The organism is Citrobacter sp. RHBSTW-00599 (assembly GCF_013784065.1).
GTDB lineage: Bacteria > Pseudomonadota > Gammaproteobacteria > Enterobacterales > Enterobacteriaceae > Citrobacter > Citrobacter braakii.
Genome location: NZ_CP056717.1, coordinates 2,678,507 through 2,699,596, shown reverse-complemented (window position 1 = coordinate 2,699,596; position 21,090 = coordinate 2,678,507). Strand labels below are relative to the sequence as shown.

Below are 21,090 nucleotides of genomic sequence, written 5' to 3'. Positions count from 1 at the left end.
TCGATTCATCTCTATTTCGCGAATTTCATAATAAATACTGTTTTTTGGCGCTAGATCACAGGCGTCATTTTCAGTAGGTTATACAGAGTTTGTTACTGTTTTATTTTATTGGGGTAACACTGACCTCTTTCGAGAGTGCGCGCATGCCTCGTGCGAACATTGATAAACCATCATCACAAATACAGATGGAAGGGAACATTATGCGAATTGGCATACCAAGAGAACGGTTAACCAATGAAACCCGCGTCGCAGCTACGCCGAAGACGGTTGAGCAGCTGCTTAAGTTGGGTTTCAGCGTCGCGGTTGAAAGCGGTGCAGGTCAACTGGCAAGTTTTGACGATAAGGCGTTTGTACAAGCAGGCGCAGAAATTGTTGACGGAAATGCCGTCTGGCAGTCAGAGATCATCCTGAAGGTCAACGCGCCGGAAGAGGCGGAAATCCCGTTGCTCAACCCGGGCACGACGCTGGTGAGTTTTCTTTGGCCCGCGCAAAACCCTGAGCTGTTGCAAAAGCTGGCAGAGCGCAACGTGACGGTTATGGCGATGGACTCCGTGCCGCGTATTTCGCGCGCGCAGTCGCTGGATGCCTTAAGCTCGATGGCGAATATCGCCGGGTATCGGGCCATTGTTGAAGCAGCTCATGAATTTGGCCGCTTCTTCACCGGCCAGATCACCGCCGCGGGCAAGGTTCCACCTGCCAAGGTCATGGTGATTGGTGCGGGTGTGGCAGGTCTGGCTGCTATCGGTGCGGCAAACAGCCTGGGCGCTATCGTTCGTGCTTTTGACACCCGTCCGGAAGTGAAAGAGCAAGTTCAGAGTATGGGCGCTGAGTTCCTCGAACTGGACTTTAAAGAAGAGGCCGGCAGCGGCGACGGTTACGCCAAGGTGATGTCCGAAGCGTTCATCAAAGCCGAAATGGCGCTCTTCGCCGCACAGGCGAAAGACGTTGATATTATCGTTACCACCGCGTTGATTCCGGGCAAACCGGCACCGAAACTGATCACCCGTGAAATGGTCGATTCGATGAAGGCGGGCAGCGTGATTGTCGATCTCGCCGCGCAAAACGGCGGTAACTGCGAATACACCGTGCCTAACCAGGTGACCACCACCGAGAACGGGGTGAAGGTTATTGGTTATACCGATCTGCCAGGCCGACTGCCGACGCAGTCTTCCCAGCTTTATGGCACGAACCTCGTTAATCTGCTCAAGCTGTTGTGCAAAGAGAAAGACGGCAATATCACCGTCGATTTTGACGACGTAGTCGTACGTGGCGTTACGGTGGTTCGCGAGGGTGAAATCACCTGGCCTGCGCCGCCTATCCAGGTTTCTGCTCAGCCGCAGGCTGCGCCAAAAGCCGCGCCCGCGCCGAAAGAAGAGAAAAAACCGGCCTCACCGTGGCGCAAATATGCGTTGATGGCGCTGGTCGTCATACTGTTTGGCTGGCTCGCTGATGTCGCGCCGAAAGAGTTCCTGGGTCACTTTACGGTGTTTGCGCTTTCCTGTGTAGTGGGTTACTACGTGGTCTGGAATGTGTCGCACGCACTACACACTCCGCTGATGTCTGTGACAAACGCTATCTCCGGGATCATCGTTGTCGGGGCGTTATTGCAAATTGGCCAGGGTGGCTGGGTGAGTTTCCTGAGCTTTATCGCGGTGCTTATTGCCAGCATTAATATTTTCGGTGGCTTCACCGTGACTCAGCGCATGCTGAAAATGTTCCGGAAAAACTAAGGGGTAACATATGTCTGGAGGATTAGTTACAGCTGCATACATTGTTGCCGCGATCCTGTTTATTTTCAGCCTGGCGGGGCTTTCGAAACACGAAACCTCTCAACAGGGTAACAACTACGGTATCGCCGGGATGGCGATTGCGCTGATTGCCACGATTTTTGGCCCGGAGACCGGCAACGTTGCGTGGATCCTGGTGGCGATGATCATCGGCGGCGCGATTGGTATTCGTCTGGCGAAGAAAGTCGAGATGACCGAGATGCCGGAGCTGGTGGCGATTCTGCACAGCTTCGTCGGTCTGGCGGCGGTGCTGGTGGGTTTCAACAGCTACCTGTATCACGACACGGGCCTGGAACCGATTCTGGTGAACATTCACCTGACGGAAGTGTTCCTTGGTATCTTCATCGGTGCGGTGACCTTTACCGGTTCCGTGGTGGCGTTTGGCAAACTGCGCGGTAAGATCTCCTCTAAACCGCTGATGCTGCCGAATCGTCACAAAATGAACCTGGCGGCGCTGGTTGTTTCTTTCCTGCTGCTGGTGGTGTTTGTTCGTACCGAAAGCGTGGGTCTGCAGGTTCTGGCGCTGCTGGTGATGACCATTATTGCGTTAGCCTTTGGCTGGCATCTGGTGGCGTCCATCGGCGGTGCGGATATGCCGGTCGTCGTTTCAATGCTTAACTCCTATTCAGGATGGGCGGCGGCGGCGGCGGGCTTTATGCTCAGCAACGATCTGCTGATCGTCACCGGTGCGCTGGTCGGTTCTTCCGGTGCGATCCTGTCTTACATCATGTGTAAGGCGATGAACCGTTCGTTTATCAGCGTGATTGCCGGTGGCTTTGGTTCTGACGGTTCTTCTACGGGGTCTGATGAAGAAGTCGGTGAGCATCGTGAGATTAATGCGGAAGACACGGCAGAAATGCTGAAGAACTCGCACTCCGTGATAATCACCCCGGGCTATGGCATGGCCGTGGCACAGGCGCAATATCCGGTTGCTGAAATCACCGAGAAACTGCGCGCCCGCGGCATCAAGGTACGCTTTGGTATTCACCCGGTAGCAGGGCGCTTGCCAGGTCATATGAACGTGCTGCTGGCGGAAGCCAAAGTACCCTATGACATCGTGCTGGAAATGGATGAAATCAATGATGATTTCGCCGATACCGATACCGTGCTGGTGATTGGCGCCAACGATACGGTAAACCCGGCGGCGCAGGACGATCCGCGTAGCCCAATCGCCGGTATGCCGGTGCTGGAAGTATGGAAAGCGCAGAACGTTATCGTGTTCAAACGTTCTATGAACACCGGCTATGCTGGCGTGCAGAACCCGCTGTTCTTTAAAGAAAACACCCATATGCTGTTTGGCGATGCCAAAGCCAGCGTGGATGCGATCCTGAAAGCGCTGTAATCGTCAGCGCAAACCAAGACGGCCTCTGCGGAGGCCGTTTTTTTAATACTCCGCTATTCATGATTACCACTCATAAACCCATACGGTTTTAACCGTCTAATCACCGTAAAACGCCGTGTATATACTGCTTCCTGACTTTTTAGAACATAACAGGGCGCTATGCGTACACGTAAACATGCCTCGTCGGCGGCTATAGCAAGCCAGACTGGTCTTACTTTTATTCTGATCCTCAGTGGCCTGATGGCCTTTGCCTCGCTTTCCACCGACATTTATCTTCCGGCAATGCCGACAATGGCAGAGGATTTACATGGCAATGTAGAACTGACGATCACCGGTTTTTTGGTAGGTTTCGCCATTGCGCAATTGATTTGGGGGCCGATAAGCGATCATCTGGGACGGCGTAAACCGCTGTTAATTGGCATGGTGCTTTTTATCATCGGCTCCGCAGGATGTGCGATGTCCACGAGTATTACGCAAATTGTTTTCTGGCGAGTTTTTCAGGCGCTTGGAGCCTGTACCGGACCTATGCTGGCGCGGGCGATGATCCGCGATCTCTTTGCACGTACTCGCGCGGCGCAAATGCTTTCAACTCTGGTGCTGGTCATGGCGATTGCGCCAATAGCAGGACCGTTGATTGGCGGACAAATTATTCGCCTGAGCACCTGGCACTCTGTTTTTTGGCTGCTGGCGGTGATAGGGGCGCTGATGTTTATCTCCTTAAACTGGCTGCCGGAAACATTGCCGGAAGAGAAACGGGTGAAAGCTTCTTTAGCTGGCGCATTTCGTAATTATCGTTCGTTATTCGCCAATGGACGTTTTATGCGCTACACCCTGAGCCTGACGTGTTATTACGTTGCCGCGTATGCGTTTATTACCGGTTCGCCGTTTGTTTATATTAGCTATTACCATGTTGAACCACAGCAATACGGCTGGCTGTTTGCGCTCAATATTGTCGGAGTCATGGTCATGAGCGTAGTAAACCGTCGTCTGGTGCAACGGCATTCTCTGGAGCAACTGCTAAAGTATGCGACGATGCTGGCGGCGCTGGCTGCAGTGGCGCTTGCGGTGCTGGTTAAGCTGGAGTCAGGTGGCGTTGAAGCCATTATCATCACCGTTTTTCTGTTTTTCTCAATGAATGGCATTATTGCTGCTACTTCAACCGCTGCTGCGCTGGACGCAGTACCGAGCATCGCCGGTTCAGCCTCCGCGCTGATTGGCGCGTTACAATACGGTAGCGGCATTATCTCGTCATTGCTGCTGGCCGCCTTCAGCGACGGAACACCATGGACTATGGCCTGGATAATTGCGTTATTTACGTTGTGTAGCGCCGTTCTGGCGCTACGGGCTAAACGATAAAAATGCCCGCAATGGCGGGGCGAATTCACTCTTTATTGAGATCGCTCAGCAACACGGCAATGCTTTGACCGCCGTTGGTTTGCTCAAGCGCGATTTTCACGATGATGGTCAGCGGTACAGAAAGCAGCATCCCGACAGGCCCCAGTAACCAGCCCCAGAAGATTAACGACAGAAACACCACCAGCGTAGACAACCCAAGTCCACGCCCCATGATCCGTGGTTCGAGGATATTCCCGAACACCAGGTTAATGACCAGATAACCTGCGAAAACCACCAGGGCGTCATAAAGGCCGCTAAATACCAGCACCTGAGCAATAGGGGGAATGGCGGCCAGCACCGAACCGATATTAGGAATATAGTTGAGCGCAAAGGCCAGCAGTCCCCAGACAAAGGCGAAACGCACGTCGAGTGTGGCAAGCATGCCCCAGGCCACCAACCCGGTCACAATGCTGATCGCCGTTTTGAGCACCAGATAGTGGGAAACGCTGTCGATAGCGCGTTGAATCGCCGCCATTCCCTCTATAGGACGGCTCATCATTTGTTTGAGTTTGTTGGGTAACTGCGGTACTTCCAGCAGCATAAAAACCACCGTCAACAGCAGTAAAAATATCGAAGACATGGCATTAGACAACTGCGCCAGTAAATTGGTCACCAGCGTCATTGCCGCGTTCGGGTCGATATATTTGACGAGTTCATCCACGGAAACGCCGATCCCTGCGCGCTGTAACCACGGCTCAAGGTTTTTGAGTGGGATAACCAGTGAAGAGCGATACTGCGGCAGCGTTCGTGCAAGCTCATTTAAGGATGTACCTAAATACGCTAATAGCAACACCATTAGCATCACAATAATAACAATGAGCAATGATACCGCTATTACGCGCGGTATGCGAAGTTTGACCATCCGCTGCACCACGGGGTTAAGCACGACGGCAATAAATAACGCCAGAATAAATGGGACGATGATATCTGCGGCAACGCGGATGCCGCTCAGAATGATAACCAGCATGCCCAGCATAATGACTATTTTTAGGCCGTTAAGCGTGATGATCGGTTTCGCCATGTGTATTCCTGCATTTTTCATTTTTGAATCTGAATAATAATGTGATTTGCGTCGAGCCGTTATAACAAAAATCAAATGGGGCAGGTAAAGAAGTGAAAAGACTTTGAGTTCGCATTGAAGCTATGGTACAAATCATCTGTGTTTAACTACCGAGGACAATTATCATCCGCGATGATGAGAAGCAACACTGCGGATAATTGTAATATTATGGACAATATGTTCAGGATGTTTTTGCGTTTACCTTCACTTCTTCGTACCTCCTCCACTTTCTTGCTTGCGGGTGAGCAACACTGGCGCAACGCGCTTTAGTCCCTTCTTCTGCCTGAGCTGGCGCTGTGCGCTGAGCTAACTAATTTTATTTTTTGGTTTACTGCATGCAGTAGGCCCAAAGGACTATATTCTCAAGCAGGAGAAGCATTATGTTTTACTGGATATTATTAGGTCTGGCCATCGCGGCTGAAATTACTGGTACGCTGTCAATGAAATGGGCAAGTGTCGGCCATGGTAATTCGGGCTTTATTTTAATGCTGGTAATGATTGCCTTATCGTATATTTTTCTCAGTTTTGCCGTTAAAAAAATTGCCCTTGGTGTGGCCTATGCCTTATGGGAAGGTATCGGTATTTTATTTATTACGCTGTTCAGCGTGCTGTTATTTGACGAAACCTTGTCCACGATGAAGGTGGCTGGACTGGTCTCGCTGGTGTTAGGTATTGTGCTGATTAAATCCGGTACACGAAAACCGACAAAGGCGGGCAGAGAGGTGAGCCATGCAGCAGTTTGAGTGGGTTCACGGCGCATGGCTTGGCATAGCTATTGTGCTCGAAATCGTCGCTAACGTCTTTTTGAAATTTTCTGATGGGTTTCGCCGCAAGACTTATGGCGTGCTGTCGCTGTTAGCCGTGTTAGCGGCCTTTAGCGCGCTGTCCCAGGCGGTAAAAGGTATCGACCTTTCTGTTGCCTACGCTTTGTGGGGCGGCTTTGGGATTGCCGCGACGTTAGCGGCAGGTTGGGTATTGTTTGGTCAGCGCCTGAATCATAAAGGTTGGATCGGTGTGGCGCTGCTGCTTGCCGGAATGGTGATGATTAAACTTGCCTGATCTCAGTGCTGCCCGTTACTACGGGCAGCATAGGTTATTCCTTAGCCAACTCATCCAGCTTATCGCGAAAACCGGTCACGGATATGGCGCGATTATCGGCCCGCCAGCGATCTTTCGCCGCCGGAGCGGAGCTTTGTACGCCAATCAACTGCCAGCCAGTATCTGTCTTCAACATCAATGGCGAACCGCTGTCGCCCGGGAGTGTGTCGCACTGGTGCGACAAAACGGTATTCTGTGCCCAACCGGTCACCACGCAATCCTGATGCGTGTACAAGTCATCGAGATGATCTTCCGGGTAACCCGACTGCGTAACTTTACGATCTGCGGTTTTCAGCGCCGCGGTTAATGCCGCTTTATCACCTTCAAATAATGGCAGCGGTGTGATGCCAGAAGGTGGGTAACGCAGCACCACCAGACCAAAATCCCACGGGGCCGCGGAAGGCGGCACAATCCAGCCATCGCCATCGGCTTTTAAACGTTTTCCGAGCGAGGGATCAACCCGTCCTTCAATGCCGTGGATCTCGTAGCGCCAGACACCCTTTTTCGACACGAAGCGTAATGCCACGGCTTTATCCGGCTTGCCTTTCGGGGGGGCGAGTAAGCAGTGTCCGGCAGTCAGTGCCAGTCGTGGTGAAATGAGCGTGGCAGTGCACAGGTTACCGCTGGCGGTTTCCAGTTGCCCGATAGCGTCCCAAGGAGATTGCGTTGGGTCAGTCACTTTTATGCGATCGTCATGACCAAAAAACAGCGTTTTTACGTTTTCTGCTTCAGCGCTGGCCGTTGCAGGCTGGTCCGCATGCGCAACGACAGGAAGTAAACAAATTGAACCCAGTAACACAGCAATGGTTTTATGCATATCACACTCTGGTGGGGAATTATGATTTTTAACAGCAAACCCTCAGTTAATACTATAGACGGGACGGCGGGAAAGTGGGAGTAAAATCAGATAACTACACTCAGGAAAGATAAAAATGCATGGCAATGAGGGCGCAAATTATCAGGGTAATAAGAATGAACTCAAAGCGATAATGTGACACCATTTTACCCTCCAAAAGGCGGCGCTAAATCAGGTCGATTTAGCGCCGTATGCTATGGCGTGGGGGACGCCATAGTAACTACAAATGTGTTATGCAGCTGGTTGAGCAGCGGGTTTAGCGGTGTCGTGTTTTACGGCTTTTTTGGTGTGTTTCTTAGCTGCCTGAGCTTTCTGCTCTGGTGCTTTTTGTTCTGCAGCGGGTTTGGTCGCTGCTTTTTTGGTGTGTTTCTTAGCTGCCTGCGCTTTCTGCGGCGCTGCTTTGTGCTGTTTTTTATGATGAGTGGTTTTTGCCGGAGCTGCTTTGGTGGTTGCAGCAGCAGCCGGAGCGGTGGTAGCAGTTGTTTCAGCAGCAAATGCAGCAGAAGACAGACCCATAGCAGCGGCAACAACCAGAGCTAATACTTTTTTCATTCTCATACCCTCGATTTGGTTTTTTCATTCAACCCCACTGCGGGGCCGTTGAAATAACTATATCGCTGTAATCACAGGGCTTCCGTGAGTCATTGGTTTCGGCGTGTAACGATATGTACAATGACTCACGGTATGAGATTACAAATAGCGGGCTTCCAGATGAGCGCGGAAATAACGGCTGCTGAGCGGCTCTCCGGTGGCCTGGGTAATAAGTTGTTCAGTGGTGAAACGGCTGCCATGCTGCCAGATATTCTGACGTAACCAGTCAAACAGGGCACCAAACTCACCTTGCGCAATAGACTGCTCTAAATCAGGCAATGCGCGCTTAGCGGCACTGAATAACTGCGCCGCATACATGGCGCCTAAAGTATAGGAAGGGAAGTAGCCAAAGCCGCCATCGGTCCAGTGAATATCCTGCATACAACCGTTACGATAGTTGCCGATGGTTGACAGCCCCAGCCAGGACTGCATTTTCTCATTCCACAATGCCGGGATATCATCCACTTCAATATCGCCATTAATGAGCGCGCGTTCGATTTCATAACGCAGGATAACGTGAGCAGGATAGCTCACCTCGTCGGCATCAACACGGATAAAACCGGGTTTAACCTGCTGGTTCCAGGCGATGAAATTGCTTTCTTCAAACGCAGCCTGATCGCCAAAGTGGCGCGTCACAGCAGGAATTAACCGCGTCAGAAATGCTTTACTGCGCCCCAGTTGCATCTCAAAGAACAGACTCTGGGACTCATGAATGGCGGTTGAGCGTGCCAGGGCGATAGGTTGCCCTGACCAACTGTGCGGCAGATTTTGCTCATAGCGGGCGTGACCGGTTTCATGGATCACGCCAAACAGCGCGCTAAGTAATTCGTTTTCATCATAGCGGGTGGTGATACGCACATCTTCAGGTACGCCACCACAGAAGGGGTGCGCACTGATATCCAGTCGACCAGCCGTAAAATCGAATCCCAACTGCGCCATCGTTTCAAGGCCTAACTCTCGCTGGATTGCGGTTGGGAAAGGACCAACCGGGGCGATGAGCGACTGCTGAGACTGCTTTGCCACCACCTTGTTGAGCAGATCCGGTAGCCAGCTTTTAACGTCTGCAAACAGGACATCCAATTGGGCACTGGTCATCCCTGGTTCGAATATGTCCAGTAGCGCGTCATAAGGCGAACAGCCTGTGGCTTCGGCACGCAGCCGGGCTTCTTCACGACTGTGCTTCACGACCTCTTTCAGGTTTTCGGAAAATCCCTCCCAGTCATTGGCTGGTCGCTGGCTGCGCCAGGCATGCTCACAGCGGCTACCCGCAAGTGATTTCGCTTCTACCAACGATTCAGGTAGTAAGGATGCCTGATGATGCAGTCGCGACATTTCGCGTAGGTTGGCCTGCTCAACATCGTTAAGGCCTTCCTGTTGGGCTGCGGCGATCCACGTTGCCACCTTCGGGTCGGTTAACAACTGGTGCTCAAGCACGCTCAGCTCGGCCAGTGCTTCGCTGCGAGCTTTGCTGCCGCCAGATGGCATCATGGTAAACATGTCCCAACTGGCGATTGCCGAGAGGTGGGAGAAGCGAGAGAGCCGCTGAAACGTGCGGGTGAGCTGATGGTAATTATCATTGTTACTCATTTTTTGTTCTCGTTCTGTTTAGGTGTGGTGAGAAGTTTACCGTGATTCATTCACTTTTCATAAACACACCTTTGAACCCGACTTTGCGTAACAGCTTTTTATAGCGAAAAGCCAGTAGCACGAGAAAACAGAGGGCATAAATAATGGGGAGCGGTGATAACACTTTTACCGACCACAGATAATGTAGCGGAAGTAAAACGGCCGCCAGGTAGACGTAGTTGTGCAATGTTTGCCAGCGTTTGCCCATTTTACGTTGCGCGGCTTGCGTGGAGGTCAGCGTCAGCAGGAATAAGATTATCCAACCAGTCATGCCCAACGTTAGCCATGGGCGTGAAACCAGTTCACGTCCCAATAATCCCAGATTTTGTATACCCAGCTCCAGCAGCGCATAGCTGGTCATATGCAGCGTGGCCCATGCAAAACACCATAACCCTAATAATCGACGGGTGCGATACAACAACGGCTGCTTTGCGTAGCGGGCAAGCGGTGACACCAGCAGGGTAGCAAGCAGAAACTTCAGCGCGGTGATGCCCGTAAAGTGTTGGATATCTTTACCCGGGTCGGCCCCCAACTCACCATGCTGTGCGGCCCAGAAGAGCCATAGCAGGGGTAAAAAACCGGCGAGATGCAGCAGTACTTTCAGGCCGGTTATCTGTTTTGCGGTTAACCTCACTTAAAAATACTCCCGTAGATCCATGCCCTGATATAAAGAAGCCACCTCATCGGCATAACCATTAAAAGGCAACGTGGGCTGTCGCTGCACATCGAGAATGCCACCCGAACCGATAAAACGTTCCGTGGCCTGAGACCAGCGGGGGTGATCGACTTGCGGATTGACGTTGGCGTAAAAACCGTATTCGTTAGGTGCCGACATATTCCAGGTCGTCGGCGGCTGTTCACGCGTCAGCTTAATACTGACTATCGATTTAATGCCCTTGAAGCCGTACTTCCAGGGTACGGTCAGGCGTATTGGCGCTCCGTTTTGCGGCGGCAACGCTTTGCCATACACGCCCACGGTCAGAAGGGTAAGCGGGTGCATGGCCTCGTCCAGACGTAAACCTTCAACATAGGGATACTTTAACCCGCCACCAATGAAGCGATCTTTCTGGCCGGGCATTTCATCAGGCGCGTAGCGTGTTTCAAAGGCGACGTATTTGGCGTGGCTGGTGGGCTCAACCAGCGCCAATAATTTATGCAAAGGAAAGCCGACCCACGGTACAACCATCGACCACGCCTCAACGCAGCGCATCCGGTAAATACGCTCTTCTAATGGAAAACGAGTCGTCAGCGCATCATGATCCAACGTTAAAGGTTTGTTCACTTCACCGCTGATGGTTAACGTCCAGGGATCGGTTTTCAGGCTACCGGCATTCGCGGCAGGATCGGCTTTATCCAGACCAAATTCGTAGAAATTGTTGTAGCCCGTGACCTTGTCTTCCGGCGTCAAGGGCAGATTGTTTTGCCAGATCTCTGGTTTTGTGAACTCGAGCGGTTTGCCCGCTGGTGCAGACGGGCGATCGTTGCCTTTAAACCAATTCAGCAGACCGGCCTGTGTCGGGGAAGAGAACGAAGCCGCCGCCGCACCTATCCCAAGAGCTTTGAGGATCTGTCGTCGTTGCATAAAAAAAACGGACTCGGCGGTAACATCAGCTTCCCGAAGTGGATGTTTTTTCTGCATAACTTTTCCTTTTTATTTTCATGTTAAGGAAAACAAATCGACGTTTCCCTGTTGATGCCTGACCTATCTATAACGATATACTGGACGCATGCGTATCCCTGATTCCTCACGAAAAGTTAAAAATTTTGTGATAACTTCCGCCCCTTGCCTGAGGTAAGCTTTCAGCATGACGAGAGGGGGATGACACTGATGGCAGGCGCAAAAAAGATATTTTTGGTGGAAGATGACAGCGATATTGCCTCACTTTTGCAACTTAGCCTGAAGGATGAGGGGTACGAAATTATTCATGAGGCTGATGGGGCACGTGCGGTCGAGCTACTGGAGAAGCACGTCTGGGATGCCGTTATCCTCGATTTAATGCTGCCGGGCGTGGACGGTCTGGAGATATGTCGTCGCATTCGGCAAATGAGCTTCTATCTACCTGTCATTATTATCAGCGCTCGCACCAGTGAAACTCACCGTGTACTGGGGCTGGAAATGGGCGCCGATGATTATTTAGCCAAACCTTTCTCGGTGCTGGAATTGATGGCCCGGGTGAAGGCGTTGTTTCGCCGTCAGGAGGCGATGAGTCAGAACCTGCGTATGGAGGCGGGGATTATCACCGTCCATGGTGTGGAGATTGATCCATTAGCCCGGGAAGTCCGCCTGCAGGGTAAATCCCTCGATTTAACGCCGCGTGAATTCGATCTGCTCTATTTTTTCGCCCGCCATCCCGGGGAGGTCTTCTCGCGTCAGGCGTTGTTAGACCAGGTGTGGGGCTACCAGCACGAAGGATATGAGCATACGGTGAACAGTCATATTAATCGCCTGCGCACCAAAATTGAAAAAGATGCTGCGGAGCCGGAAATTATTCTTACCGTGTGGGGACGGGGCTATAAGCTTGCTGCGGTTAACGCGGAGCATCAACCATGATTTATCGATTGTCGCTGAGCCAGCGTCTGACCCTGGTCTTTACCGCTATTATGTTGATTTGTGCGGTTGCGGTCAGCGTTGTCCAGATCCGCAGCAGTAAACAGTATGGCGACGCCATGGTGCAAAGGCTCTCGCTGGAATTGGCGAGCAAGATTGTCAAAAGTGAGTCGCTTATTGATGCCAGCGGGCAGGTTAATCGGCAGACCTTAAAAGGACTGTTTAATCACCTGATGACGCTCAACCCTAGCGTAGAGCTGTATCTGGTTTCACCGTCAGGTGAAATCCTCGCCGATGCTGCTCCGCCTGGGCATATTCAGCGCCACATAATTAGCGTACAGCCGATTCAGGTTTTCCTTAATTCGGACGAGCTGCCCGTTTATGGCAATGATCCGCGCAGCAGCCAGCAAAAGGTATTCAGCGCTGCGCCAGTTTTATTTAACGGCAAGCTGCATGGCTATTTATACATTATTCTCCAGGGCGAAGATCTCAATATATTGGCGAACGCCGCCTGGCAAAAAACGCTTTGGAACACCGTGACCGGGACGTTAATACTGGTTTTATTAGCCGGTGCAATCGCGGGGTACCTGGTGTGGAGATGGGTGACGAATCCGGTGAAAAGGCTGACCGGACAGGTGGTTAATCTGGAGCAGGACAGCATTAGCGTCATCAAACAGCTGGCGCAGAAAAAGCCCGATTTAGCTCCGGCGAATGAAATTGCGTTGCTGAACAATGCATTTATTGAGTTAGCACAGAAAATTGCCCACCAATGGGATTTATTAGCTGACAGCGATCGTCAGCGCAGAGAGTTTATCGCCAATATTTCGCACGATTTACGTACGCCGCTCACTTCACTGCTGGGGTATCTGGAAATGCTGTCGCTGAAAGCCGATACGATGACGCCGGAGGAAAACCGGCATTATCTAAGCATTGCACTGCGCCAGGGGCATAAGGTTCGCCATCTGTCACAACAGCTTTTTGAGCTGGCGAGACTTGAGCATGGCGGCATAAAACCACAGCGTGAACGTTTTGCTATTGGCGAGCTGATCCAGGATGTGGCACAGAAATTTGATCTACCCGTTGCCACGCGTCATTTGCAGTTGCACCTTGACGTAATTGGTCCGTTGCCGCTGGTGAATGCCGATTTATCGATGATGGAAAGAATCGTCACGAATTTGCTGGATAACGCTATCCGCCATACGCCTGACGGGGGCGAAGTGTGGCTAAAAGTCTGGCGTGATGAAGACCGCTTGTTAGCAGAAGTGCAGGACAGCGGGCCTGGCGTCGAAGAGGCTGTTCGCGAAGTATTATTTCAGCGCCCGACGGCGTTACTACCCCGTGAGCAGCGGGCTGAGCGTGGTGGTCTGGGCTTACTGATCGTGCGCAGAATGATCGAACTGCATGGGGGAGATATCCGCCTGATTAATTCAACGGCAGGGGCCTGTTTCCGTTTTTCGTTGCCGCTGGCGGATTCTCCACTGAGTAGCTGATGAGAATGTTCCGCTGAAAAGAGTCTGTAACGCTATACGCGTTGTAAACCGTGGGCATTGCGTAAATGTTGGTAGGTTGTCAGTGATAATGAGAATTTTTATCATGTATTGATGATTCATCAAGTTATCTTTGATAAGCGCAAGGAGATCGTATGTCACAGGATGCCGACAACCTGTATATCGTCAGGACCAAAGCGGTTGCTGGCTGTTTTACCATGTTTTTGCTGATGTTTGGCCTCACGTTTATTCCGTTGTTTTTCCCCGCCAGCCAGGTTCTGCTTGCCAAAGGGCTACTTTTTCCGCTGCTGTTTGCGCTGGAATTTGTTGTGCTGGTCCCGCTGTATTACTTCTTCTTCAGAAAAAGAGAGGGGCTGGGAAAGGGAATTTTCAACGCCAGATGGTTTGCCATTTTGTTCGTGGCGCTGCTGTTTATTCAGCTTATCCTGCCATGGTTTCTGGGCCTCAGACAAACCGAAGCGTGGGTGACCAGCCAGATATCCCTAAACAGCTACGCGCTGTGGTTATCCACTCTGACCCTGATATTTATTGCGCCAGTGTATGAAGAGATTGTTTTCAGGGGCTGTTTATTCAACGCATTCCAGTATTGGTTCAATAATAAAACCTGGCTGTCGTCGGTGGTGGTATCGGTCATTTTTGCCATCATGCATACCCAGTATGTGGATCTGCGCACGTTGCTGATGCTGTTTCTTGTGTCGCAGGTTTTGATCATCGCCAGACTGAAAAGCAATGGCCTGCTGATGCCGGTTATGCTGCATATAGCGATGAACGGGACGGTTATTGCCCTGCAAATGGGTGCTCAGACGTTACAGCCTGGTTGATGAAGGCGATGCCCGGAACCCGGGCATCGTGGATTATACGTGCAGACGATGGTGCAGACGTGCACCGACCAGCAACGCCAGCACCAGCATCAGGGCGATAAATCCGCCCACGCCGTTCCAGCCGTAGCTGTGCCAGAATACGCCACCCAGCGTACCGGCAATACTGGAACCCAGATAATAGCTGAACAGATACAGGGAAGATGCCTGGCCTTTAGCGCGTTTTGCCCGTGGTCCAATCCAACTGCTTGCCACAGAGTGCGCAGCAAAGAACCCGGCTGAAAAGAGCAGCATCCCGGCGAAGATCAGCCACAGCGACGTGAACAGGGTCATCAACAGTCCAATCAGCATCACGCCGGTTGAAAAGAGCATTACTGGACCACGTCCATAGCGGGTGGTCATCGACCCCGCTTTCGGTGAGCTCCAGGTCCCGGTCAGATAGGCCACGGACAACAGACCGACAACCGCCTGGCTGAGTTCCCACGGCGAGAGCATCAGACGGTAGCCGATGTAATTAAACAGCGTGACAAACGACCCCATCAGTAAAAAACCTTCCGCAAACAGCAGCGGCAACCCTCTGTCGCGCCAGTGCAAACGAAAGTTGATAAACAGCGTTTTCGGTCGCAGCGACGTTGGTCTGAAATGACGAGATTCCGGCAAGATTTTCCAGAACATCAGCGCGGAGGCGAGGGCAAAACAACCGATCGCCGCCAGCGCGATACGCCAGTTAAAAAAGTCGGTAAACACGCCGCTTATTAAACGGCCACTCATACCACCAATCGAGTTACCGCTGATATATAAGCCCATTGAGAAGGCGACGAAGCTGGGATGTATTTCCTCGCTCAGATAGGTCATTCCCACTGCCGCCACGCCGCTGAGCGAAAGACCTATCAGCGCACGCATGATTAAAATACCGTGCCAGCTGGTCATCATCGTCGAAAGCAACGTACAACAGGACGCGAGCAGCAGGGCGGTAACCATCACCGGCTTGCGGCCTATCGCATCGGAAAGTGGACCGGTAAACAGTAAACCGATCGCGAGCATCGCCGTTGAGATGGAAAGCGAAATACTGCTGCTGGCGGGAGAGACCCCAAACTCGTGAGAGAGCACTGGCAGTATGGGTTGCACGCAATAGAGGAGAGCAAATGTCGCCAGTCCGGCAGAAAACAGCGCCAGCGTGACGCGCATAAATGGGGATGTTCCGCGTTTGATAAAACTATCCGGCGGGGTAACTCTCTGTTCATCAACATCGCTTGTCGGCGCGGTATCGACAGTGGTTGTACGGCTCACTTGAAATCCTTGCTCAATCAATTACCTCTACATGACTAGCATTAAGAGTATGAAAATCACATTATTCTGTCTAATATATTAATAATCTCAAATGATATCTTAAAAATATGAATATCGAGCTGCGTCATTTACGTTACTTTGTAGCGGTTGCCGAAGAATTGCATTTTGGCCGGGCGGCGGCACGGCTGAATATTTCGCAACCGCCGCTGAGCCAGCAAATCCAGATCCTCGAGCAGCAGGTCGGCGCCCGACTTCTGGCGCGCACTAACCGCAGCGTGGCGCTGACCTCAGCCGGAAAGCAGTTTCTGGCAGACAGTCGGCAGATCCTGGGGCTGGTTAATGAGGCCGCTGCCAGGGCTGAGCGTCTGCATCTGGGAGAAGCGGGGGAATTGCGTATCGGCTTTACGTCATCGGCACCGTTTATCAAAGCGGTTTCAGATACGTTATCCCTCTTTCGCCAGAGCTACCCCGCTGTACATATGCAAACCCGTGAAATGAACACGCGCGAGCAAATTGCCCCGCTCAATGAAGGAACGCTGGATTTGGGACTTCTGCGCAACACGCAGCTTCCGGAAACGCTGGAGCGTGAAATCATTCTGCATGAGCCGCTGATGGCGATGATCCCGCGCGCGCATCCGTTGGCGCAAAAGCCGGTGGTCACATTGGCGGAGTTGGCCAATGAGCCATTTGTCTTTTTTGATCCGCATGTGGGGACGGGGTTATATGACGATATTCTTGGCCTCATGCGTCGCTATGGACTGAAGCCGACTATCACTCAGGAGGTTGGTGAGGCGATGACTATCATCGGGCTGGTGGCCGCAGGATTAGGCGTTTCCATTCTTCCCGCTTCCTTTAAACGGGTGCAATTGTATGAAATGTGTTGGATCCCGATAGCGGAAGAAGATGCCGTTTCGGAAATGTGGCTAGTGTGGCCAAAACATCATGAGCAAAGTCACGCCGCGCAACGCTTTCGCGAGCAACTGTTGGCGGCCGTTCAGGCGATTAATTTAGTTTAAAAATGGGCGAAAATGTGCAGTAAATCACAAGGCTAAGTAAAAAGTTGACGGAAGCCATTGAAGTGCTTCACCATAGCCCGCAGATTATTTCGGAGCGCGAAAATAAAGGGAGTAAGTGGTGGTTGCTGATAGTCAGCCTGGGCATATCGATCAAATTAAGCAGACCAATGCGGGCGCGGTTTATCGCCTGATTGATCAGCTGGGTCCGGTATCGCGTATTGATCTCTCTCGCCTGGCACAATTGGCGCCTGCCAGTATTACTAAAATTGTCCGCGAAATGCTCGAAGCGCACCTGGTGCAAGAGTTGGAAATCAAGGAAGCGGGCAGCCGTGGACGTCCGGCCGTTGGGCTGGTTGTGGAAACGGAAGCCTGGCACTATTTATCCATTCGTATCAGTCGCGGCGAGATCTTTCTGGCGCTGCGCGATCTGAGCAGCAAACTGGTGGTTGAAGATTGTCTTGAAATGGCGCTGGTCAGTGAAACACCATTGCTGGAACGCGTTATTACCCAGGTCGATCAGTTTTTCATCCGCCACCAGCAAAAGCTGGAGCGCTTAACCTCCATCGCCATTACCTTACCCGGCATTATTGATACTGAAAACGGTATCGTTCATCGCATGCCATTCTACGACGATGTCAAAGAGATGCCGCTGGGTGAAGCGCTTGAAAATCATACCGGCGTGCCGGTCTATATTCAGCACGATATCAGCGCCTGGACTATGGCCGAGGCGCTTTTTGGCGCATCGCGCGGCGCGCGCGACGTCATTCAGGTGGTGATCGATCATAACGTGGGGGCCGGAGTAATCACCGACGGTCATCTACTGCATGCCGGCAGCAGTAGCCTGGTGGAAATTGGTCATACCCAGGTGGACCCCTACGGCAAACGCTGTTATTGCGGCAACCATGGTTGCCTGGAAACGATCGCCAGCGTCGACAGCGTGCTCGAACTGGCACAGGTACGCTTGAAGCAGTCAATGAGTTCTTCTCTACACGGGCAACCGTTAACGGTAGACGCGCTGTGTCTGGCGGCGATGCAGGGGGATTTATTGGCGAAAGATATCATTAGCGGCGTCGGGACCCATGTCGGACGCATTCTGGCCATCATGGTGAATTTGTTCAACCCGCAAAAGATATTGATTGGTTCTCCGCTCAGTAAAGCGGCGGATATTTTGTTTCCCACTATTGCTGACAGCATTCGTCAGCAAGCGCTCCCGGCCTACAGTCAGCATATTGTCGTCGAAAGTACGCAGTTCACCAATCAAGGGACGATGGCAGGGGCGGCGCTCGTGAAGGACGCGATGTATAACGGTTCTTTGTTGATTCGTCTATTACAGGGTTAACATTTTTTAACTGTTGTACGAAAAATTGCGCTATCTCAAGCCGATTCTCGTCGTCATACCTTAGACTTTCTCCACTGTATTATTTTCCTGACTTATATTTTCAAAGCATAACGGTGGAGTTAGTGATGCTGAAGCGTTTCTTTATTACAGGTACAGACACTTCTGTTGGGAAGACCGTGGTTTCCCGCGCATTACTACAAGCGTTAGCGTCAGGGGGTAAAAGCGTTGCGGGCTACAAACCCGTGGCCAAAGGAAGCAAAGAGACACCTGAAGGTCTGCGCAACAAAGATGCGCTGGTGCTGCAAAGCGTGTCCACTATCGAACTGCCCTACGAGGCGGTCAACCCGATTGCGTTGAGTGAGGATGAAAGCAGCGTAGCGCATAGTGGTCCGGTCAATTACACCCTGTTATCCAACGGCCTCGCAAGCCTCAGCGAAAAAGTGGATCACGTTGTCGTGGAAGGCACCGGAGGCTGGCGGAGCCTGATGAACGATCTGCGTCCGTTATCTGAATGGGTGGTGCAGGAACAACTGCCGGTGCTGATGGTGGTGGGTATCCAGGAAGGTTGTATTAATCATGCCATTCTCACCGCGCAGGCGATTGCCAGTGACGGACTGCCTTTGATTGGCTGGGTCGCGAACCGAATCAACCCGGGGCTAGCGCATTATGCGGAAATCATTGATGTGCTGGGCAAAAAATTACCCGCACCGCTGATCGGTGAACTGCCTTATCTGCCTCGCGCAGAGCAACGCGAGCTGTCTCAGTACATCCGTCTGTCAATGCTCGGCAGTGTGTTGTCGGTAGATAGAGTCCTGGCGTAACGTTCGCGACAGCACAGAAGCCACCACACAGGCAATCAGCAATCCGGGGAGCAGACGATACTCCCCGGTCATTTCACAAACCATCAGTGTCGACATTATTGGCGCATGCGTGGTCGCTGCCAGCAGCGTGGCCATCCCCGTTAATCCCAGCAGAATGGCAATCTCATCCGGACCCGGAAGCCATAATCCCCACACTCGTCCCAGCAGCATACCCACCGAAAGACCGACAAACAGCGTTGGCGTAAACACACCGCCAGGCGCACCGGAACCACTGCTGGCAAGCACCGCCAGTAATTTGCAGATGAAGATCCCGCTTACCACGGCCAGCAGCGGTGGGGAGAGTAAATATGACTGCACCACGCTGTAGCCGTTACCCCAGACCGCAGGCGTGAGCAATGACAGCAGGCCAACGATCAGCCCGCCAAGCGCCAGTTGCCACGGGGGCGAGAGTTTTAAGCGCAAAAAACCATTATGGCTGGCGGTCATCAACCACATGAATAGCGGTCCGCAAACGCCGGCAGCCAGACCGGTGCTGATGATCATGACGTATTCCAGCGCATGCAGTTCCCGTGTGAAGTGCACGGCATACAACAGCGCATTGCTGTCGCTCAGCATATTGGTGGTGAGCAAGGCGACGACGGCGGATACCACCACCGGTCCCAGTGACGCGAGGATCAACGTGCCAAACAACACTTCAGCAATAAATAGACTGCCCGCCAGTGGGGCATGATACGCTCCGGCCATACCCGCAGCGGCTCCGCAGGCAATCCATAACTTCCATTCCGTGCGCGGGGTGAAGCGTTGAGCAAAGCAGGAGGCCGCCAGCGCTGCCAGTAAAATCATGGCACCTTCGCGCCCGATGGCACTCCCGCTGGAGACGACCAGTAACGAGGCCAGCGATTTCACCAGGCTTGCACTGACGTCAAATTGTCCGTTAGTTTGCAAGGCTTCCATGTAATCAGTGGGAGCCTGCGGGCGTAACCGGTTGAACGTTTGCCATCCCCAAAGCAGCAAACCCGCCGCCAGCCCTCCTAACGCAGGAGTCAGCATGCGTCTTACAGGGGAAAGGTTTGTTGCCGCGTTGACCAGACTCCCTGTGTCATTGCTCAGGAACAGCCATTCAAGAAGGAGCATGGCGTGGCGAAATCCTGCGACAGCCAACGCAGCAAGGATACCAATCAGCGCAGCAATCAGCAGGCGGCGGAACATGGCGCGCAGGTCAGGATAAGCATGTAAATGATGCATGAGTGGCCAGACAGGAAATTTCAGACGCTTTATTTTGCGGCTATTTGGCAACAGAAGCAAAAGCTCAGCGTGCGCAACGGAATGCTACACAGGCAGGACACATCCTGCCTGTGGTGAAACTAACGAAAAAGTGGCTTATCGGCTATCGGGATCAGTAACTGCGACTGCCATTGCGCCAGCGTCAGACGGGCCAGCTCCCCCAGCGCCTGGTAAAACGGATGATCAGCTTTTTCGATAAACACATCAAGGAAGCGGGATGACCACGGGAACAGATGCCAGGCCAGCAGCTGTTCGCACTCGGTGTGGCGTTCATTTTCAGCAAGCCAGGCCGTCAGCAACAGCAGTGAACCAAAGTGATCTTCTGGCTCATTTTGCTGCATGGCAAACTGGATGCCGTTGTCCCGCATCCACTGACGAAGTGCCAGCGTAGAGTCGCCAAACAACACGTTTTCGCGATCCAGCCAGACAGATCCCCAGGGCGGAGAGGGTAGCGCATATGGACCGACAAACAGGCGCTGCCAGGCCCGCGGGAGAGGCTCATCGACCTCGGCTTGTAGCCGTGCTGCCAGCGGGAAAAGCATTGCCTGATCGAGCGGCCACTGCGCCTGCCACCCATCGGCTCTTAACGCACTGACTAATGCAGAGGCTTCCGCGCTATCTGGCGCATAGTAAAACAGTGCGCCGAGTACACGCGCCGCGGTAGAAAAGTTGTCACCTTGCGAAAAATGGGTCATGCAAACAATCCTGAAC

General features: G+C 52.4%; 20 protein-coding genes. 11 read left to right on the top strand and 9 right to left on the bottom strand.

Annotated features, from left to right (window positions below; genetic code table 11):
- Nucleotides 1-200: 200 nt before the first annotated feature.
- The 3 genes from pntA to HV243_RS13150 all read left to right on the top strand — a co-directional run bounded on the left by pntA (nt 201) and on the right by HV243_RS13150 (nt 4,485).
- Nucleotides 201-1,730 carry a Re/Si-specific NAD(P)(+) transhydrogenase subunit alpha gene (gene pntA, locus HV243_RS13160; RefSeq protein ID WP_029139532.1) on the top strand — a complete coding sequence of 510 codons (1,530 nt, stop codon included), beginning with the start codon at nt 201-203 and terminating at the stop codon, nt 1,728-1,730.
- A 10-nt stretch (nt 1,731-1,740) separates the two neighbouring features.
- On the top strand, nt 1,741-3,129 hold the full coding sequence (pntB, locus tag HV243_RS13155) for a Re/Si-specific NAD(P)(+) transhydrogenase subunit beta (protein ID WP_016153031.1): 1,389 nt from the start codon (nt 1,741-1,743) through the stop codon (nt 3,127-3,129).
- 159 nt (nt 3,130-3,288) lie between these two features.
- Nucleotides 3,289-4,485, top strand: a complete 1,197-nt coding sequence (locus HV243_RS13150) for a multidrug effflux MFS transporter (RefSeq protein ID WP_053389093.1) — start codon at nt 3,289-3,291, stop codon at nt 4,483-4,485.
- Nucleotides 4,486-4,510: 25 nt separating this feature from the next.
- On the opposite strand, the gene HV243_RS13145 is transcribed toward HV243_RS13150, so the two are convergent.
- Nucleotides 4,511-5,545, bottom strand: coding sequence for an AI-2E family transporter (locus tag HV243_RS13145; protein ID WP_053389092.1), 1,035 nt, complete (start codon nt 5,543-5,545; stop codon nt 4,511-4,513).
- Nucleotides 5,546-5,961: 416 nt separating this feature from the next.
- Between HV243_RS13145 and mdtJ the strand changes: the two genes are divergently transcribed.
- The gene (gene mdtJ / locus HV243_RS13140; RefSeq protein ID WP_161623250.1) at nt 5,962-6,327 is read left to right on the top strand and encodes a multidrug/spermidine efflux SMR transporter subunit MdtJ; all 366 of its coding nucleotides are present in this window, start codon (nt 5,962-5,964) and stop codon (nt 6,325-6,327) included.
- A complete protein-coding gene (gene mdtI, locus HV243_RS13135) occupies nt 6,314-6,643 on the top strand; it encodes a multidrug/spermidine efflux SMR transporter subunit MdtI (RefSeq protein ID WP_053389091.1) in 330 nt (109 codons plus the stop codon). The genes mdtJ and mdtI overlap by 14 nt, the downstream gene beginning before the upstream one ends.
- A gap of 34 nt (nt 6,644-6,677) precedes the next feature.
- On the opposite strand, the gene HV243_RS13130 is transcribed toward mdtI, so the two are convergent.
- The 5 genes from HV243_RS13130 to msrP form a co-directional block, all read right to left on the bottom strand.
- On the bottom strand, nt 6,678-7,499 hold the full coding sequence (locus tag HV243_RS13130; protein ID WP_053389090.1) for a serine protease: 822 nt from the start codon (nt 7,497-7,499) through the stop codon (nt 6,678-6,680).
- A gap of 270 nt (nt 7,500-7,769) precedes the next feature.
- Nucleotides 7,770-8,090, bottom strand: a complete 321-nt coding sequence (gene asr, locus HV243_RS13125; protein ID WP_047358415.1) for an acid resistance repetitive basic protein Asr — start codon at nt 8,088-8,090, stop codon at nt 7,770-7,772.
- A 138-nt stretch (nt 8,091-8,228) separates the two neighbouring features.
- Nucleotides 8,229-9,716, bottom strand: a complete 1,488-nt coding sequence (locus HV243_RS13120) for a carboxypeptidase M32 (protein WP_131350722.1) — start codon at nt 9,714-9,716, stop codon at nt 8,229-8,231.
- A 46-nt stretch (nt 9,717-9,762) separates the two neighbouring features.
- Nucleotides 9,763-10,389, bottom strand: a complete 627-nt coding sequence (gene msrQ, locus HV243_RS13115; RefSeq protein WP_053389088.1) for a protein-methionine-sulfoxide reductase heme-binding subunit MsrQ — start codon at nt 10,387-10,389, stop codon at nt 9,763-9,765.
- Nucleotides 10,390-11,394, bottom strand: coding sequence for a protein-methionine-sulfoxide reductase catalytic subunit MsrP (msrP, locus tag HV243_RS13110; RefSeq protein ID WP_019076759.1), 1,005 nt, complete (start codon nt 11,392-11,394; stop codon nt 10,390-10,392).
- Nucleotides 11,395-11,583: 189 nt separating this feature from the next.
- On the opposite strand from msrP, the gene HV243_RS13105 reads away from it, so the two are divergent.
- The 3 genes from HV243_RS13105 to HV243_RS13095 all read left to right on the top strand — a co-directional run bounded on the left by HV243_RS13105 (nt 11,584) and on the right by HV243_RS13095 (nt 14,632).
- Nucleotides 11,584-12,306 (top strand): response regulator transcription factor, encoded by a 723-nt coding sequence (locus HV243_RS13105; protein ID WP_016153040.1) that lies wholly within the window; start codon nt 11,584-11,586, stop codon nt 12,304-12,306.
- Nucleotides 12,303-13,793 carry an ATP-binding protein gene (locus HV243_RS13100; protein ID WP_053389087.1) on the top strand — a complete coding sequence of 497 codons (1,491 nt, stop codon included), beginning with the start codon at nt 12,303-12,305 and terminating at the stop codon, nt 13,791-13,793. Before HV243_RS13105 ends, HV243_RS13100 begins: the two co-directional genes overlap by 4 nt.
- A 152-nt stretch (nt 13,794-13,945) precedes the next feature.
- Nucleotides 13,946-14,632: a CPBP family intramembrane glutamic endopeptidase gene (locus HV243_RS13095; protein WP_047417544.1), complete on the top strand. Its 687-nt coding sequence runs from the start codon at nt 13,946-13,948 to the stop codon at nt 14,630-14,632.
- Nucleotides 14,633-14,665: 33 nt separating this feature from the next.
- Here HV243_RS13095 and HV243_RS13090 read toward each other — a convergent pair whose 3' ends face one another.
- A complete protein-coding gene (locus HV243_RS13090) occupies nt 14,666-15,919 on the bottom strand; it encodes an MFS transporter (RefSeq protein WP_047500485.1) in 1,254 nt (417 codons plus the stop codon).
- 107 nt (nt 15,920-16,026) lie between these two features.
- On the opposite strand from HV243_RS13090, the gene HV243_RS13085 reads away from it, so the two are divergent.
- From HV243_RS13085 to bioD, 3 genes are all read left to right on the top strand, one after another.
- Complete coding sequence (locus tag HV243_RS13085; protein WP_016153044.1) at nt 16,027-16,935, top strand: LysR family transcriptional regulator; 909 nt, start codon at nt 16,027-16,029, stop codon at nt 16,933-16,935.
- A gap of 118 nt (nt 16,936-17,053) precedes the next feature.
- Nucleotides 17,054-18,274 (top strand): sugar metabolism global transcriptional regulator Mlc, encoded by a 1,221-nt coding sequence (gene mlc, locus HV243_RS13080; protein ID WP_016153045.1) that lies wholly within the window; start codon nt 17,054-17,056, stop codon nt 18,272-18,274.
- 125 nt (nt 18,275-18,399) lie between these two features.
- A complete protein-coding gene (bioD, locus tag HV243_RS13075; protein WP_016153046.1) occupies nt 18,400-19,095 on the top strand; it encodes a dethiobiotin synthase in 696 nt (231 codons plus the stop codon).
- On the opposite strand, the gene clcB is transcribed toward bioD, so the two are convergent.
- Nucleotides 19,051-20,340, bottom strand: a complete 1,290-nt coding sequence (gene clcB / locus HV243_RS13070; RefSeq protein WP_131350725.1) for a voltage-gated ClC-type chloride channel ClcB — start codon at nt 20,338-20,340, stop codon at nt 19,051-19,053. The two genes, bioD and clcB, sit on opposite strands and share 45 nt — an antisense overlap.
- A 119-nt stretch (nt 20,341-20,459) precedes the next feature.
- Entirely contained in the window at nt 20,460-21,074 is a 615-nt protein-coding gene (gene dmsD / locus HV243_RS13065) for a Tat proofreading chaperone DmsD (RefSeq protein WP_053389085.1), read from the bottom strand.
- Between the last annotated feature and the right edge of the window lie 16 nt (nt 21,075-21,090).